Raw genomic sequence first — 16,638 nt, forward strand, 5'->3', positions numbered from 1 at the left:
CTACGCTCGAGGGATGAGCACCGACCTCCGGAATCATCTGATCCGCCTCGCCTCCCGCCCGCACGGTGAACCGGTCCCGTCGGACTTCCTCCGCGACACCGCACCGGTCCCCTCGCCCGGGCCCGGCCAGGCGCTGCTGCGCACCCGGTACGTCTCCTTGGACCCGTACGTGCGCGGGCGCATGAGCGATGCGAAGTCCTACGCCGCACCGATGGAGGTCGGGGACGTGATCGTCGGCGGCACCGTCGCGGAGGTCGTCGAGTCCGCCTCCGACGCCGTCTCCCCCGGCGACATCGTGCTCGGCTACGGCGGCTGGCAGGAGTACAGCGTCGAGGACGCTTCAGGGCTGCGCGTGCTGGACCCGTCCCGCGCGCCCGTCACCACGGCACTGGGGGTGCTCGGCATGCCAGGCTTCACCGCCTACGCCGGGCTCACCGCGATCGGTCGACCACGTCCCGGGGAGACGCTCGCCGTGGCCGCGGCGACCGGCCCCGTCGGCTCCGCGGTCGCCCAGATCGCGCACCTGAGCGGCGCCCGCACCATCGGTATCGCCGGCGGTGCCCGCAAGGTCGCCCATCTGCAGGAGCTCGGCGTCGACGCGGCGCTCGACCATCGTGCGCCGGACCTCCCCGGCCGTCTCGCCGAGGCCGCACCGGACGGCATCGACGTGTACTTCGAGAACGTCGGCGGAGCGGTGTGGGACGCCGTGCTGCCGCTGCTGAACGAGTTCGCACGGGTGCCCGTGTGCGGGCTGGCCGCGAGCTACAACGCGACCTCCCTGCCCGAGGGGCCGGACCGCAGCGGCGCCCTCCTCGGCCAGGTGCTCGCCAAGAGCCTCACCCTGCGGGGCTTCATCCAGCGCGAGTTCGTGCCGACTCTCTTCGACGACTTCCTGCGCGACATGAGCACCTGGGTCGAGAACGGACAGGTGCGCTACACCGAGGACGTCACGGAGGGGCTGGACCGCGCACCGGAGACCTTCGTGGGCATGCTGCGCGGGGACAACCTCGGCAAGACGCTCATCAGGGTCTCCTGACGAGCGGCGCCGTGGTGTGCCTCTCACCGGGCCCTGCCGGGTGGGAGGCACCCCTCCGCGGCTGTTACGCTTGTCCTCGGTCGCCTGCGCGACCACGGCTCTGTAGCTCAGTTGGTAGAGCGTTCGACTGAAAATCGAAAGGTCACCGGATCGACGCCGGTCGGAGCCACCACCACGAAGCCCCCTGGTCCGCCAGGGGGCTTCGTCGTCGTCTGCGGCACGTCGGCCGAGCTGGATGGTCATGCAGTGGCGGATGGCGTCCCGCTACGGCGATATCGTCGTAGTGGGACGCCATCCGCCGGCAGGTGACCAGGTGCCGACGGAGGCACGGGCTGCAGGCCCGCGCCCCGTAGGCTGGGGCCCGACACCGCCCGGGCACCGACGCCCCGACGCGACGACCACTCAGTGGAGGACGATGATGTCAGCCGAGAACCCCGACCTCGCGATCGCTCAGGCGGCGACGCTCGAGCCCATCACCGCGATCGCCGAACGGGCCGGGGTGCCGGCCGAGGCGCTGGTGCCCTACGGCACCGACAAGGCCAAGGTCGATGTGCGCAGGATGGAGCCGACCGGCCGCACCGGGCGCCTGGTGCTGGTCTCGGCGATGAGTCCGACCCCGGCCGGCGAGGGCAAGTCGACCACGACCGTCGGCCTCGCCGATGCGTTCTCGCTCATGGGCCGGCGCACGATGGTCGCGCTGCGCGAGCCGGCGCTCGGCCCGATCATGGGCATCAAGGGCGGGGCGACCGGCGGCGGGCACGCCCAGGTGGTGCCGATGGAGGACATCAACCTCCACTTCACCGGTGACTTCCATGCCATCCAGATCGCGAACAACACCCTCGCCGCGCTCGTGGACAACCACATCCAGCAGGGCAATGCGCTGGGCATCGATCCGCGCCGCATCCAGTGGAAGCGTGTCGTGGACGTCAACGACCGCGCCCTGCGCAGCATCGTGATCGGGCTGGGCGGGCCCGCGCAGGGCGTCCCGCGCGAGGACGGCTTCGACATCGTCGTCGCCTCCGAGATCATGGCGGTGCTGTGCCTGGCCGCGGACCTCGAGGACCTGCAGGCCCGGATCGACCGGATCGTCGTGGGCTTCAGCTACGACCGCGCTCCGGTGTCGGTCGCGGACCTCGGCGTGGGCGGGGCGATCACTATGCTGCTCAAGGACGCGCTGCTGCCGAACCTCGTGCAGACCCTCGGAGGCACGCCCGCGCTCGTGCACGGCGGCCCCTTCGCGAACATCGCCCACGGCTGCAACTCCCTGGCCGCGACCCGCCTGGCCCTCTCCCTCGCGGACATCACCGTCACCGAGGCCGGCTTCGGCTCCGACCTGGGGGCGGAGAAGTTCCTCGACATCAAGTCCCGCGTGGGCGGCCTCTCCCCCGATGCCGCCGTGGTGGTCGGGACGGTGCGGGCGCTGAAGTTGCACGGCGGCGTCGCCAAGGCGGACCTGGAGATCGAGGACGTCGAAGCCGCGCTGCGCGGCACCGAGAACCTCGCCCGGCACGTCGAGAACCTGCGCAAGTTCGGCATCGAGCCGGTGATCGCGCTGAACCGCTTCCCCTCCGACACCGAGGCGGAGCTCGAGGCGGTGCTCGACTGGGCGCGCGAGCAGGGCTTCCGCGCCGCGCTGTCCGAGGTGTGGGCGAGGGGCGGGGAGGGCGGCCGCGCCGTCGCCGAGCAGGTCCTCGCCGCGATCGAGGAGGACGTCCCGGACTTCCACCACCTCTACGACCCCGAAGCCGGGATCGAGGAGTCCCTGCGCACGCTCGCCCGCGAGGTCTACGGCGCCGACGACGTCGTCTTCGAGGACCGCGCCCCGGCGCAGCTGCGGATGCTGAAGCGCAACGGCTGGGACACGCTGCCGGTGTGCGTGGCGAAGACCCAGTACTCCTTCTCCGACGACCCCGCCGCGCTCGGCGCGCCCACCGGGCACGTGCTGCACGTGCGCGATCTGGTGCCGAAGATCGGGGCGGGCTTCGTCGTGGCCCTGACCGGCGCGATCATGACGATGCCGGGCCTGCCGAAGGAGCCGGCCGCCCTGCGCATGGGCGTCACGGACGCCGGGGAGTCGATCGGGCTGTTCTGAGGCCGGATCCGGGCGACAGGGGCACCCGGGACGCTGCGCGGCTGCGGTCAGCGCCGCTCGTCGCGCTCGGCGACCTGCCCGGCCTCGAGCTCGGTCTCGTCCTCGAGATCGATGTCCAGCACGTCCTCGTCCTCGACGTCGTCGGCGACGTCCTCGGGCTCCACCCAGTTGTGATCGGTGAGCGGGGTGACCGTGTCGACCACGACGTTCTCCGGGAACAACTCGCGGGTCCCCTCGTGCATGCCCTCGTGGTCGTCGCCCTCGTCGTCGACGAAGCCGTCCTCGTCGTCATCGTCGTCCGAGGGGCTCGCCAGCCTCTCGCTGAGCTCGTCGATCGCGTAGTCGCCCCCGCGCACGAATCCGCGCCGGAAGGCGGCGCGTCCCACCATCACGCTCGCCACGGGGACGGTGAGCATCTGCGCGAGCAGCACCAGCAGCAGGAAGCCGGCCAGGCTCCACGACCCGGCCGCGAGCGCGGCCCCGGCGAAGACCAGGATCAGGCCGAGGACCTGCGGCTTCGAGGCCGCATGGATGCGCATGAGCACCCCGTCGAAGCGGTTCAGCCCGACCGCGGAGACGACGCCCAGCACGAGCCCGCCGCCCATCAGCACGGCGGAGACGATCTCGGTCGCGCTCATCGCGCCCCTCCTCCCGGCTCGTCCTCGAACCCGCGCGGGCCCTCGGCCCCGAAGCCCGTCTCGTCCGCCGCCCCGAAGCCCTCCTCGACGCCGTCCACGGCGCCCTCCTCGGTCCGGTCGGGGCCGAGGTCCTCGCCGATGACGTTCTCGGGCTCGTACGGAGCGCCGTCGGCGGCGCCGTGCTCCTCGACGAAGCCGTCCCCGAAGCCGCCGTCCTCCGCGAAGCCGTTCTCGGAGGAGGAATCGGTCTCGAGGTGGATCGCGTCGTGCGGGCCGGTGTCGGTCACGGGCTCGTCGGGATGGCGACGTCGGCCCTGCAGCGGATCCTCCCGGGCGACGAAGCGGGCGAAGGTCACGGTGCCGACGAAGGCGAGGCCGGCGAGGCTCATCATCGCCGGCCCTGCCCAGTTCGCGCCGCTGTGCGCGACGTGCAGGGCCATCCCCATGATCACGAGCGTGACCAGGGAGTCGCTCGCGATCGCGCGGTCCAGGATGGTGGGGCCGATGATCATGCGGACGACGACGGCGAGCGCGGCCAGCGCCAGCACCGCCCCGTAGAGGACCAGGAGGATCTCGAAGGCGCTCATCGCAGACCCGCCTCCTCGAGGATCTCGCGGCGGCCGACCGCCCACAGCAGACGCTCCTCCTGGGCGCGCACGTCGCGGCGCGCCTTCTCGACCGCCTCCGGGGTGCCGGCGTTGAAGGTGTGCAGGAACAGGGTGCCGGTGGCGCGCTGCGCCTCGACCACGACGGAGCCGGGGATCAGCGTGCACAGCACCCCGGTGAAGGTCAGGAAGAAGTCGGAGCGGGAGGCCATCTGCACCGCGATCACGGAGCTGGGCGGCTGCGGTCCGGGCCGCAGCGCGAAGTAGCCCACCTGGACCGCGGAGACGGCGCAGTCGGCGAGGAAGCGCACCACGAACAGGGTGAAGCGCACGGGCCGCAGCGTGAGCTCGTGGCCCGTGGGCGGCATCGGGAACATGACGAACACGAGCACGGCCACGAGCGCGCCGCCGAGGACGTTCTTCAGATCGATCCCGCCCCACAGCAGGCACCAGACCGCGACCGCGGCGAGGATCCACATCAGGGAGCCGCGCAGGTCCTTCAGGCGTCGGCGGATCATCCCCCCACCTCCTGCGCGGCGCCGTCGAGCTGCGTGATGCCGTTGTCGACGCGCTGGCCCTGATCGTCGATCCGGTAGCGCAGGTCCCCGGCCGCCTCGTCGCCGAGCACCGCCCCGACGTACGGGGTGCGCTGCAGGACCGAGTGCGCGGCCTCGTCGGCGTAGGTCATCAGCGGGCCCGCGAACACGGTCAGCGCGAGGGAGAAGGCGATCATGGCGGTGGTCGCGCCGGTCATGACCCGGGGCGTGGGCACGTCGCGGGCGATGATCTCCTCGCTGGGCTCCTGCCAGAAGGCGCGGTTCCAGATCTTCGCGATCGCGTAGAGGGTCAGCAGGCTCGTCAGGACGCTGACCGCGATGAGGATCCAGCCGGAGGTGCGGTCATAGGCGATGCCCGCCTCGATCAGGCCCACCTTCCCGATGAAGCCGGAGAAGGGCGGGATCCCGGCGAGGTTCATCGCCGGGATGAAGAACAGCACCGCGATCAGCGGGGCGAGCTTCTGCAGACCGCCGAGCTTGATGAGATCGGTGGTGCCGCCGCGATGCTCGATCAGGCCGGCGGCGAGGAACAGCGTGGACTGCACGGTGATGTGGTGGGCGACGTAGTAGATCGTCGCGGCCATCCCGAGCTGGGTGACCATGCCGATGCCGAAGAGCATGTACCCCATGTGGGAGACGAGCGTGAAGGACAGCACGCGCTTGAGGTCCGTCTGTGCGACGGCGCCGAGGATCCCGATGAACAGGCTCAGCCCCGCCGCGGCCAGCAGCAGGTTCGAGATCTGCGAGAACGGGAACAGCAGCGTCTCCAGGCGCAGGATCGCGTAGATGCCGACCTTCGTCAGCAGGCCCGCGAACACCGCGGTGACCGGCGCGGGCGCGGTCGGGTAGGAGTCCGGCAGCCAGGCGCTCAGCGGGAAGATCGCGGCCTTGATCGCGAAGGCGACCAGCAGCATCAGCTCGAGGATCATGCGGGTCCCGGGCTCGAGGCCGTCCAGCCGCACCGCCAGCTCGGCCATGTTCACGGTGCCCGCCGCGGCGTACACCGCCGCGATCGCGGACAGGAAGATCACCGAGCTGAGCACCGAGACGATCACGTAGGTGGTCGCGGCGCGCACGCGGCTCGCGGAGCCGCCGAGGGTGAGCAGCACGTAGCTCGAGGCGAGCAGCACCTCGAAGCCGACGTAGAGGTTGAACAGGTCCCCTGCGAGGAACGCCATGGACACGCCGGCGACGAGGGTGAGATAGGTGGGGTGGTAGATCGCCACCGGGGTCCGCTCGACGTTCTCGCTCACGCTCTGGGCGCTCGAGTACACGAGCACGGCGAGGGTGACGAAGCTCGAGACGGTCAGCATCAGAGCCGTGAGCCTGTCCGCGACCAGCACGATCCCCAGCTGCGGGGTCCAGTTGCCGATCTGGAGGACCAGCACTCCGTGCTGGGTGACGTGCCAGGCGAGCAGCAGGGCGATGGTGAAGATCGCGACCAGGGTCACCACGGCCAGGCCCAGCTGCAGCCGCGTGTGGTGGCGCAGCAGCAGGGTGATCGCGGCGCCGAGCAGCGGCAGCATCACGGGCAGCGCGAGGAGGAGCTCCATGCTCAGATGTCCTCCTCGTCGCTCGTGCGGTCGCGGATCTCGTGGCGCAGCGCCGCCGCGTCCCCGCGCCGGTGCTCCCGGCGGCGCCGCATCGCCTCGCGCAGCGAGTCGGCGTCTCCCTCGTCGGCCTCGGTCGCATCCTGCGGGACGTCCTCGGCGCTGGTGAGGTCCGAGCCCAGCGGGTCCTCGTCCTCCCCTGTGCCCAGGCCCTGCGAGTGGGCGATCGCGCCGCGACGCGCCTCCTCGGACAGCGCCTGCGACCAGGGCAGCCGCTCGGCGTCCTCGCTGCGCCGACGGCGACGGCGCAGCACGCGCCGGTCCTCGACGTCGTCGGGGACCTCGTCGTGGCCGAACAGCTGCCACGCGCGGTAGGCCAGAGCCATGCCGAAGGCGGTGATGCCCAGCGAGATCACGATCGCGGTGAGCACCATCGCGAAGGGCAGCGGATCGGTCATCGACTCGGGATCGCCGCTGCCCTCGAAGGGCGGGCTCCCGATCGGTCCGGCAGCGACGATGAACAGCAGGTTCACGCCGTTGCCGGCCAGGACGAAGCCGAGCACGATGCGGCTCAGGGTCCGCTCGAGCACGAGGTAGATGCCGCAGGCGATCAGCACCCCGGCGGTCAGGAGGAGGGCGAGGCTAACGTGCATCGGCGTCGGCCTCCTGCTGCAGATCGATCTGGACGCCGAGGGAGCGCAGGAAGTCCAGGACCACGCCGACCACCACGAGGTAGACGCCGAGGTCGAACAGGAGCGCGGTCGGGAAGTGCAGCTCCCCCAGCAGCGGCACGTCCACCACGGGCGTGACCTGGGAGAAGACGCTGCCGCCGAAGAGCACGGGCAGCACGCCGGAGACCACCGCGAGCGCCATGCCCGCGCCGAGCACGAATCCGGGCTGGACCGGCGCCGCCTCGGAGAGCTCGTAGCGCCCGCCGGCGAGATAGCGCACCGCGAGGGCGAGCCCGGCCACGAGGCCTCCCGCGAACCCGCCGCCGGGCAGGTTGTGCCCGGCCATGAGCAGGTACACCGAGAACATCATCATCATCGGGAAGGCGATGCGGGTGATGACCTCGAGGACCACCATGCGCCGCTCCGGCGCGAGGGTCAGCCCGGCCGAGAGCCACGTGCGCCAGCGGTTGCCGCCGGTGACGTCGTCGGGGCGCGCGTCGAAGTCCAGCGCGTTCTGGGGCAGGTCCGCGTCGGCGCGGCGGCGCCAGATGGAGGTGCGCGTGGAGTCGAGGTCGCGCACGCGGGCGATGGGCCGCTCGCGCCGGGTGACGAAGATCAGGGAGGCGACGCCGGTGGCGACCACGAGCAGCACCGAGATCTCGCCCATCGTGTCCCAGACGCGGGCGTCGACGAGCGTCACGTTGACGACGTTGTGCCCGCCCCCGATCTCGTAGGCCGGCTCGATCAGGCCTTTGCCGAGCGCCTCGCGATAGCGCGCGTCGGCCGCGTAGAGGGTGCCTCCGCACAGCACCAGCGCGGTCGAGATCGCGATCGCCCAGCGGCCCCAGGCGCCGATGCGCAGCGGCCGACGGGAGAAGTGCAGCGGCAGTCGCCGCAGCACCAGCACCAGCACGACCGTCATCGCGGTCTCGACGAGCACCTGGGTGGTGGCGACGTCGGGGGCGCCCGCGACCAGGAAGAGCACGGCGACGCTGTAGCCGGTCACGGTGATGAGGAAGACCGCGCGCAGACGGCGCCGCGAGCGGGCCGCGCCGATCGCCGCGAGCGCCGCGACCGGCAGCACGATCAGCTCGACGGGGTGCTGGAAGAGCACGAGGTTGCTGGGCAGCGGGGACTGGGTCAGCGCGACCGGGGCGACCAGCGCCAGCAGCACCACGAGCATGGTCCCGAGCGTGTAGGGCAGCGAGCCCCGCTGGAACAGGGGGGTGACGACGATGGAGAGCTTGTCGACGGTGCGCAGGATCCGGCGGAACCCGCGCTCGGCGTCCAGCACGTCCAGCATCCGCTCCGACGCCCAGGTCAGCGGCGAGAGTGCCTTCTGCACGAGGGAGACGCGGCGCGGGAGCAGGCACAGCACGATGCCGAGGGTGAGGGTGAGGGCGGAGGCGAGCAGCGGCACGCCCAGGTGCGGGACGACGGCGAGGTGGATCCCCTCCCCCGTCTCCGGCAACGCCGAGGAGTAGGCGCGCAGCACCTCCTCGAGCGGGGAGGTCAGCGCCACCAGGGCGAGGGACGCGACGAGCAGGAGCGCCGGCGGCAGCCAGTACAGCGGGGTGATGCCGACGCCCGCGACCCGCGGCGCGCCCGGAGCGTTGCCGAAGGCGCCGCGCACGAACCGCCACGAGTAGGCGACGGTGAGGATCGAGCCGGCGACCAGCGCGAGCAGCAGCAGACGCTGCCATCCGCCCGCGTACCACAGGGCCGTGTAGATCGACTCCTTGGCGACGAAGCCGTACAGCGGCGGGACCGCGGCCATCGAGGCGGCCGAGAGCGTGCCGATCACCGTCACCACCGGTGCGACCCGCCACACCCCGGACAGCACGCGCAGATCGCGGGTGCCGAACTTCTTGTCGATGATGCCGACGACCATGAACAGAGGCGCCTTGAACAGCGCGTGGGCGATCAGCATGGCCAGGCCCGCCAGGACCGCGTCGTGCGTGGCCAGGCCCGTCACCGCGGTGAGGAAGCCCAGCTGGGAGACGGTGCCGTAGGCGAGCAGGAGCTTGATGTCCGTCTGCCGCAGGGCCCGCCATCCGCCCAGCAGCATCGTGGCGGCGCCCAGCACCGAGAGCACGATCGTGACGACCTCGAGATGGGTGAGGGCGGGGGCGAGGCGGAGGATGAGGTAGACGCCCGCCTTGACCATCGCCGCGGCGTGCAGGTAGGCGGAGACCGGGGTGGGGGCGGCCATCGCGCCGGGCAGCCAGAAGTGGGTGGGCACGAGCGCGGACTTGCTGGTCGCGCCCGCGAGCATCAGCACCATGGCGGTGATCAGGAACGGCCCGGCCTCGGCCCACATCGGGTCCGCGACGATCTCGGACAGGCGCAGGGAGCCGGCCTCCGCGGCGACCATCAGCATCCCCACCAGCATCGCCAGACCGCCGAAGGTCGTGGCGATCAGCGCGTTCAGCGCGGCGCGACGCGAGGCCTGCTTGTCCTGGTAATGCCCCACCAGCAGGTAGGAGAAGATCGTGGTGAGCTCCCAGAAGGTGTAGATCACCATGACGTCGTCGGAGAGCACCAGGCCCACCATCGCGCCCGCGAAGGCGGTCAGGATCCCGGCGAAGCGGCCGAGCCCCGGCTCGGTGTCCTTGAAGTAGCGGGCGCAGTACAGCAGCACCATCGCACCGATGCCCGTCGCGATGACGGCGAGCACCCAGCTGAGGGTGTCCAGGTGGAACGCCAGATCGATGCCGAAGGCGGGGATCCAGGGCACGGAGACGTCGACGGGGGCGTCGCCGAGGGTGCGCGGGTCGAAGGTCGCCAGCCACACCGCGGAGGCTCCGGGCACGAGGGCGAGGGGGTAGAAGGCGCTGCGTCCGATCCAGCGGACGAGAAAAGGGGCCACGAGCGCCGCCACGAGGTGGGCGAGCAGCATCGTGATCACGGATTCTCCATCCGGAGGCGGGAAAAGGGCCGGGACCATCCTACGGGACGGCGGGATCGCGTTCCTGGGCCCGCGCTGATCCGGAGGCGGATCCGGGAGCCGGATCGCGGGCCAGGTCGAGGGCCGGACCACGAGCCGGATCCTCAGCCCCGTGCCGGGGCCGGACCCGCAGGTCGGATCCGTAGAGTGTGCCCCATGACCTCGCCCCGTCGGCATCGTCCCCCGGTCGTCCCCTTCGCGCTGTGGGACGGCGGCATGTCCGCCTTCAGCTCCGTCATCCTCACCTTCGTCTTCGCCACCTATGTGGCCAGCGCCGTCGCCTCCGAGGGCGCCGTGGGCGAGGAGGCGGTCCGCGCCGCACAGTCCCACGGCTCGCAGGTGCTGACCACCTGGCAGTCGATCGGCGCGGTCGCCGTGGCGCTGCTCGCCCCGCTGCTGGGGAACCTCGCCGACGCGGGCGGCGCGCGCAACGCGCTGCTGCGGATCACGACCCTCGCGACCGTGGTGACGATCGCGCTGATGCCGCTGGTCGCCCTCGACGCGGACTACCTGACCCTCGGGGCGGTGCTGATCGCGCTCGCTGTGGTGTTCAGCGAGCTCGCCGGGGTGTTCGTGAACTCGGTGCTGCCGGAGATCTCCACGCCCGCGAACCGGGGACGGGTCTCGGGCACGGCCTGGGCAGTGGGCTACTGGGGCTCGATCGTGTGCCTGGGGCTCGTGCTGGTGCTCTTCGTCATGCCCGGAACGGGGCTGCTGGGGATCACGGACGAGGACGGCTGGAACTACCGGGCGATCCCCCTGTTCGTGGCGCTGTGGATCCTCGCCGGGACGCTCCCGCTCATGCTGCGCACCCCGCGGCATCCCGCCGGTGCCCCCGGCGAGCGGTGGACCCCCTGGCAGGGCTACGCCTCGATCGTGCGCCGCGTGATCCGGGCGGTGAAGGAGGAGCCGGTGATGCTGCAGTACCTCGTCGCCTCCGCGATCTACCGCGACGGGCTCGGGGCGGTGTTCTCGATCGCGGGCGTTCTCGCGGCGAACGCCTACGGCTTCTCGACGGTGGAGATCATCGTCTTCGGCATCGCCGCGAACCTCGTCGCGGGCTTCGGGGTGTTCCTCGGCGGGCGGGTCGACGACCGGGTCGGCCCCCGCCCCGTGATCATCGCCGGCTGCGTGGGGATCATCGTGCTGGGCCTGGTGGTGCTGGCCCTCGACGCGACCGCGGTGTTCTGGGTCGCGGGCCTGGCGATCTGCCTGTTCGTCGGCCCCGTGCAGTCCGCCTCGCGGAACCTGCTGACCCGGCTGTCGCTGCCGGGCCGCGAGACGGAGAACTTCGGGCTGTACGCGACGACGGGCCGGGCACTGGGCTTCCTCGGCACCGCAGCCTTCGCCGCAGCGGTCGCGATCTCCGGCGAGACCCGCACCGGCATCCTCGGCATCGTGCTGGTGATGGTGCTGGGCCTGGCGGCCTTCCTGCCGATCCGGCTCGGCGCCGCCGGCCGCGCGGCGAGCGCACCGGCCGGCCGACGGCGGGTCGCTCCGTGACGGAGCTGGTCAGGTGACGGCGGCCCGCCTGTGCCCGCGCCGCCTGTGCCGGTTCGCCTGTGCCGGTTCGCCTGTGCCGGTTCGCCGCACGGCATGGTCGACTGCTGGCGGATGGCGTCCCTCTGTGCCACATGTGGCATAGAGGGACGCCCAGCGCCACCACCTGACCATGACCCGGGCCGGGCACGGGCGAGAAGGGGCCGGGCCGGCGCGGACCAGCCGGGGTGAGCAGGGCTCAGGCCAGGTCGGCGGGGTCCACGAGCAGGCCCTCGAGGTCGGTGACGTAGCCCCCGACGCTCTCGGCGATCAGCCCGGCGATCAGCCCGATCCTCCGATATGCGTCCTGCCAGCGCTCGACGGTGGCCGCGTCGGGCGTCTCGATCGCATCCTCCTCCTCGTCGGCGGTGACGTGCACGAGCTGGTAGTCCACGGCGTCCTCGAGCCAGTCCAGGGCGGTGAGCGCCGCCGGACGGGAGCTGCGCCCCACCCGCACCTCGATCACGTCGCCGCCCGCCAGCGGGGCGGTGAGCCCGTAGCCGGCACGAGGGGCGTCCTCGGGGACCCGGTCGAGCTCGGCCTCGGGCTCGAGCGGGGCGATCAGCTGCGCGAGGGACTCCGGGGCGAGGGCGTGAGGGCTCGTGACCGTCAGGTCCCGCACGTGATACGGATGCGGCTCGAGACGGACGTGGCCGTCGGTGACGACCGCGCCGTAGAGGCGCCGGGCGAGGGACCAGGCGAGGTCCAGGCTGTCGCGCTCGACGCCGAAGGGCATCCCCTCGGGGAAGGCGCGGGCATAGCCGTGGGAGTCGCCCATCCCTTCCGGGGCGGGGTCCTCGCGCACCTGCGGCGTCTCGAGCGTCCAGCGGCCGACGCCCCGCGGCGTGCGGTCGGGGACGAGCCGGACGTCCTCGCCGAGCTCGATCACCCCCTCCTCGTGCTCCCGTGCCTCCGGGCGGACGTTGCGGATCATCGTGAGCACCTCCGCGGGATCGGTGTCCCGGGGCAGCTGGAGTCGATGGCTGGTGCGGACCGGCTCGGTCACTGCTGCTCCTCCTGGAGGGGGATCCGGGTGCGGTGGAAGTTCTGCGCGGAGCGGGAGGGCGTGGGGCCGCGCTGGCCGAGATAGCGGTTGAGGTTCCCGGCGCTGCCGTAGGGCCGCTCGGACGGGCTCGAGAGGCGGAAGAAGCACAGCTGGCCGATCTTCATCCCGGGCCACAGCGCGACGGGGAGGGTGGCCATGTTCGACAGCTCCAGCGTGATGTGCCCCTCGAATCCGGGATCGATGAACCCGGCCGTCGAATGGGTCAGCAGGCCCAGCCGTCCCAGCGAGCTCTTGCCCTCGAGGCGGGCGGCGATGTCGCCTGGCAGGGCGATCTGCTCGTAGGTCGAGGCGAGCACGAACTCCCCCGGGTGCAGCATGTACGCCTCGTCGGGGTCCACGGCGACCTCGCGCGTGAGGTCCGCCTGCTCGATCGAGGGATCGATGAGGGCGTGCTTGTGGTTGTCGAAGAGGCGGAAGAAGCGGTCGATCCGCACGTCCACCGAGGCGGGCTGGATCATCGTCTCGTCGGAGGGGGTCAGCCGCACCCGCTCGGCCTCGATCTCGGCCCGGATGTCACGATCGCTCAGCAGCACGGCGAACAGACTAGCCCCCGACCGGCGCCGCGGGGGAGCCCGTCCCGATTCCTCCGGTTCGCGGAGCACGCCGGGAAGGGGGTATGCTGTGACCCGTTCGCTCGGACGGCGGGGCCTCCGCACCGGCCGGGCAGCTCTTCGCGGGTGTAGTTCAATGGTAGAACTTCAGCTTCCCAAGCTGACAGCGCGGGTTCGATTCCCGTCACCCGCTCTCGTGGCCGGAGCCGCGACCTCCCGCACCGGAGGTCGCGGCTCCATCGCTCTCAGCCCCCGGATCCGGCATCGGGGAGCTCCCCGACCGCCTCGCTCCAGGCCCCGTGATCCCTCCGGACGCCCCTGTTCCGGCCCAGGATTCTGTCGGACGCCCCGGCCGGTGTAAGAATGCGGCATGCCCAAGATCATCGGAGGGTCGCTCGAGGAGCACCGGGAACGCACGCGGGAGAAGATCTTCGCCGCGCTGGCCGAGCTGCTCGAGACCCAGGAGTTCGAGACCGTCACGTTCTCGCGGATCGCGAGCGCGGCGGGAGTGGGCCGCACCGCGATGTACAACCACTTCCCCGATCGCGAGACCCTCCTGATCGAGTACGCGATCCACGAGACGACCGACTACATCGCCCAGCTGCGCGCCGGGGTCAGCGACTCCGCGACCCCGTGCGAGGCCGTCGTCGCCTATGTGCGCACCCAGCTGGACCTCAACGTGTCCTTCCACGTCCCGCAGGCCGCCGGTCGCGCCTCGCTCACCCCGGACGCCGCGGCACGGATGCGCGAGCACGTGGTCCTGATCGAGGAGGTGCTCAGCACCATCGTGGAGCAGGGGATCGAGTCCGGCGACTTCGCCGCGGACCTCGACGTGGTCGCGACGGTCCGCATCATCAACGGCCTGCTCGTCGGCTCCTCCGCGAAGCGCTACTCGCGCTCGGCGCTCGAGCGCTTCGTGCTCCGGGGCCTCGGCGCGGAGGTCTGAGGGCCGCCCCGGGCCCCGCGCCTCAGCCCCGGCGCTTCCTGCGCGTCGGGGACTCCTCCTCGACCTCCCAGTCCATCGCGTCGAGGGTCTCCTCCTCGGCGCGGGAGAAGAGCGGGCGGGAGAGCTCCTCGTGCTCGTCCTCGAGGTCGACCTCGGGAGCAGTGGCGGTGATCACCCAGCAGGTCAGCGCGATGATGATCGCGAGCACGGCGATGCCCCAGCGCAGGAACGCGTTCGTGCCGTCGGTGCTCATGCCCACCACGGCGCTCACCCCGAGCGCGGAGAGCAGGGACACGACCAGCGACAGCGGCAGCGCGACCGCACCGATCACCGAACGCAGCACGGAGGTGAGCACCGCACCGCCGAGCGCCCCGGAATGGCCCCAGGAGCCGGGCCCGCCGTAGCGACCGGAGCCGATCACGGCGGCGGCGCCGGCGAGGGTGGAGGAGGCGCCGAGGGTCCACAGCCCGAGCCCCGCCGCGGTGAGCACGACGCCGACGACGAGGCCGGCCAGCGCGGCCGGGCCCAGGCCGAAGCCGGCCACGACCGGGGCGAGCACCGCGACGACGAGAGGGGTCACCGCCGCCCGGCGCACCATCTCGGGCAGCTCCGGCAGCTCCGTCCCGTCGCGCCCCTCCAGCATCGCCGCGCGCGTGCCGACGACGGCGTTCGCGCCGAGACGCCGCGCGGCGTCCAGCAGCGAGGCGGTGATCAGCAGCACGGTCAGCACGCCGATCCCGACGCCGCCGAGCACGGTGAGGGAGGCAGGGGTCGCGCCGTGCAGGGCCCGGTCCTCCCACACGGTCGCGGCGCGCGGCGCGAGCTGCAGCGCGGAGACGACGGGGCCGAGGGCGCCGAGGCCGATGAGCACCGCGGCCAGCAGCAGCGCGCCGAGCGTGCCGGTCGCGAGCCCGGCGGCGGCGCGGCGCGGCCCCGGCTCCGTCCCGGGCCGGTCCAGCAGCGTCGAGGCGAGCAGGGAGCCGGAGTGGCCGGCGACGACGATCAGCGCGCCGAGGCCCGCATGGGCGGCGAGGGCGAGGGCGAGCGAGGGCACGCCCGCGGCGAGCACCGAGAGGACCGCCGCGATCAGCACCACGAGCGCGAGGGCCCCCGCGGCGGTCAGCGCGGTCGCGCCGAGGCCCGCGGTGATCCCGAGCGCCCCGCCGGTGCGGGAGGTGCGGGCGGTGCGCAGCACGGAGCCGCCGAGCCGGTTCCCGGTCCCGCCCAGCAGCAGCACGGTCGCGAGCGCGGCGAGCGCCCCGAGGCCGAGCGCGACGGCGACCACCACGTTCGGGGTGATGCCGTACAGGGCCAGCATGTCCAGGAAGGAGGAGGCGTACTGGGAGTCGTCGGTCTGGGAGATGAACTGGCTGAGGTCCCCGCCGAGCTCCTCGATCTGCGGCTCGAGCTCCTCGCGGGGCGTGTCGGTGCCGCCGGTGATCGCGGGGTCGGTGAAGTTCTCCATCCCGACGTCCTCGAAGCGGAGGTCCTTGTACTGCGAGGGGAGCCACAGCGCGGCCGCGGCGACGGCCCCGGCGGTGCCGAGGACGGACGGGATCAGCCCGCCCAGCCGCAGCGCCCCGCGCTCGTGGCCCGCGCGGCCGGTGTGCGGGACGACGGCGCTCGCTCCGGCGGCGAGCATCGCCACGCCGAGCGCGAGCAGCACCACCACGAAGCCCTCCGCGGCGAGCACCGGCACGCCCAGCAGCACGCCGAGGGCCGCGCCGGCGGTCGCGACGGCCACGAGGTCGGCGCTGGTCGCCCCGCCGCGCCGCACCATCCGGGCGCTGCGCAGGTGGGGGCCGCCGAGGTTGTCCTCGTCGTCGGGCTCGAGCTCGTGCTCGTCGGTGCCGACGAGCACCGCCGCAGCGACCGCTCCCGCCTCGACGGGGGCGGCGCTGGCTCGCACGGCGAGCGCGGAGATCGCGGCCCCCGCGGCGAGGGCGACGAGCGCCGGACCGGCCGTGGTCTGCAGGAACCAGATGACGATCACGACGGGCAGCACGGCCAGGGCGAGCGCCCCGGCGACGGTCAGCGCGCCGAGGCGGGAGACCATCGCGCCGCGCCGCTCGGGCTCGACGCCGAGCGCGGCGAGCTGGATCGCGAGCCCGCGCCAGGCCGCGAGCGGGCCGAGCGCGAGCCCCACCAGCAGCAGGGCCGAGCGCAGGATCCGGTCGTCGGTCGCGCCGGGGGCGAGATAGACCAGCACGGCCAGCGGCAGCCCCACCCACAGCAGGATCGAGGCGGAGGAGAGCAGGGGCGCGCCGAGCCGTCGGCCCAGCGCCGCGTCGACCTCGGCGGTGTCCTCGTCGCGCCGCAGCCGGGTGGGGACGACCGCCCCGACGACGAGCGCGGCCACGGCCAGCAGGCCGAGGACGAGCAGGCTGACGGCGAGGTCGTCGCCGAGGGGGAATTGCGTGATCAGGTCCACGGGTCGGCT

General features: G+C 72.5%; 13 protein-coding genes and 2 tRNA genes. 6 read left to right on the forward strand and 9 right to left on the reverse strand.

The window, feature by feature from the left end:
- The first annotated feature begins 13 nt into the window (after positions 1–13).
- From D1648_RS14010 to D1648_RS14020, 3 genes are all read left to right on the forward strand, one after another.
- Complete coding sequence (locus D1648_RS14010; RefSeq protein WP_122942895.1) at positions 14–1,036, forward strand: NADP-dependent oxidoreductase; 1,023 nt, start codon at positions 14–16, stop codon at positions 1,034–1,036.
- 96 nt (positions 1,037–1,132) lie between these two features.
- Positions 1,133–1,208, forward strand: a tRNA-Phe gene (locus tag D1648_RS14015).
- 246 nt (positions 1,209–1,454) lie between these two features.
- Complete coding sequence (locus tag D1648_RS14020) at positions 1,455–3,128, forward strand: formate--tetrahydrofolate ligase (RefSeq protein WP_122942897.1); 1,674 nt, start codon at positions 1,455–1,457, stop codon at positions 3,126–3,128.
- Between the two features lie 47 nt (positions 3,129–3,175).
- On the opposite strand, the gene D1648_RS14025 is transcribed toward D1648_RS14020, so the two are convergent.
- The 6 genes from D1648_RS14025 to D1648_RS14050 are packed head-to-tail and all read right to left on the reverse strand — an operon-like array spanning position 3,176 to position 10,048.
- A complete protein-coding gene (locus tag D1648_RS14025) occupies positions 3,176–3,766 on the reverse strand; it encodes a monovalent cation/H(+) antiporter subunit G (protein ID WP_122942899.1) in 591 nt (196 codons plus the stop codon).
- Positions 3,763–4,353: a monovalent cation/H+ antiporter complex subunit F gene (locus D1648_RS14030; RefSeq protein WP_122942901.1), complete on the reverse strand. Its 591-nt coding sequence runs from the start codon at positions 4,351–4,353 to the stop codon at positions 3,763–3,765. Before D1648_RS14030 ends, D1648_RS14025 begins: the two co-directional genes overlap by 4 nt.
- A complete protein-coding gene (locus D1648_RS14035) occupies positions 4,350–4,889 on the reverse strand; it encodes a Na+/H+ antiporter subunit E (protein ID WP_164518726.1) in 540 nt (179 codons plus the stop codon). Before D1648_RS14035 ends, D1648_RS14030 begins: the two co-directional genes overlap by 4 nt.
- Positions 4,886–6,481 (reverse strand): Na+/H+ antiporter subunit D, encoded by a 1,596-nt coding sequence (locus tag D1648_RS14040; protein ID WP_164518727.1) that lies wholly within the window; start codon positions 6,479–6,481, stop codon positions 4,886–4,888. Before D1648_RS14040 ends, D1648_RS14035 begins: the two co-directional genes overlap by 4 nt.
- Positions 6,482–6,483: 2 nt before the next feature.
- Positions 6,484–7,131 (reverse strand): Na(+)/H(+) antiporter subunit C, encoded by a 648-nt coding sequence (locus tag D1648_RS14045; RefSeq protein ID WP_122942903.1) that lies wholly within the window; start codon positions 7,129–7,131, stop codon positions 6,484–6,486.
- Positions 7,121–10,048, reverse strand: coding sequence for a Na+/H+ antiporter subunit A (locus tag D1648_RS14050; protein WP_241155524.1), 2,928 nt, complete (start codon positions 10,046–10,048; stop codon positions 7,121–7,123). The genes D1648_RS14045 and D1648_RS14050 overlap by 11 nt, the downstream gene beginning before the upstream one ends.
- A 204-nt stretch (positions 10,049–10,252) precedes the next feature.
- On the opposite strand from D1648_RS14050, the gene D1648_RS14055 reads away from it, so the two are divergent.
- Positions 10,253–11,599: an MFS transporter gene (locus tag D1648_RS14055; protein WP_122942908.1), complete on the forward strand. Its 1,347-nt coding sequence runs from the start codon at positions 10,253–10,255 to the stop codon at positions 11,597–11,599.
- 235 nt (positions 11,600–11,834) lie between these two features.
- Here D1648_RS14055 and D1648_RS14060 read toward each other — a convergent pair whose 3' ends face one another.
- Together D1648_RS14060 and dcd are read right to left on the reverse strand one after the other, a co-directional pair.
- A complete protein-coding gene (locus D1648_RS14060) occupies positions 11,835–12,641 on the reverse strand; it encodes a hypothetical protein (protein WP_122942910.1) in 807 nt (268 codons plus the stop codon).
- Entirely contained in the window at positions 12,638–13,234 is a 597-nt protein-coding gene (dcd, locus tag D1648_RS14065; protein WP_122942913.1) for a dCTP deaminase, read from the reverse strand. Before dcd ends, D1648_RS14060 begins: the two co-directional genes overlap by 4 nt.
- A 140-nt stretch (positions 13,235–13,374) precedes the next feature.
- On the opposite strand from dcd, the gene D1648_RS14070 reads away from it, so the two are divergent.
- Positions 13,375–13,445 (forward strand) — tRNA-Gly (locus tag D1648_RS14070).
- A 177-nt stretch (positions 13,446–13,622) separates the two neighbouring features.
- Complete coding sequence (locus D1648_RS14075; protein ID WP_122942915.1) at positions 13,623–14,198, forward strand: TetR/AcrR family transcriptional regulator; 576 nt, start codon at positions 13,623–13,625, stop codon at positions 14,196–14,198.
- Positions 14,199–14,220: 22 nt separating this feature from the next.
- On the opposite strand, the gene D1648_RS14080 is transcribed toward D1648_RS14075, so the two are convergent.
- Complete coding sequence (locus tag D1648_RS14080) at positions 14,221–16,629, reverse strand: pyrophosphatase (protein ID WP_122942917.1); 2,409 nt, start codon at positions 16,627–16,629, stop codon at positions 14,221–14,223.
- Positions 16,630–16,638 lie beyond the last annotated feature (9 nt).

Origin of the sequence: Brachybacterium sp. EE-P12 (assembly GCF_003711805.1) — a bacterium.
Classification (GTDB): Bacteria; Actinomycetota; Actinomycetes; order Actinomycetales; family Dermabacteraceae; genus Brachybacterium.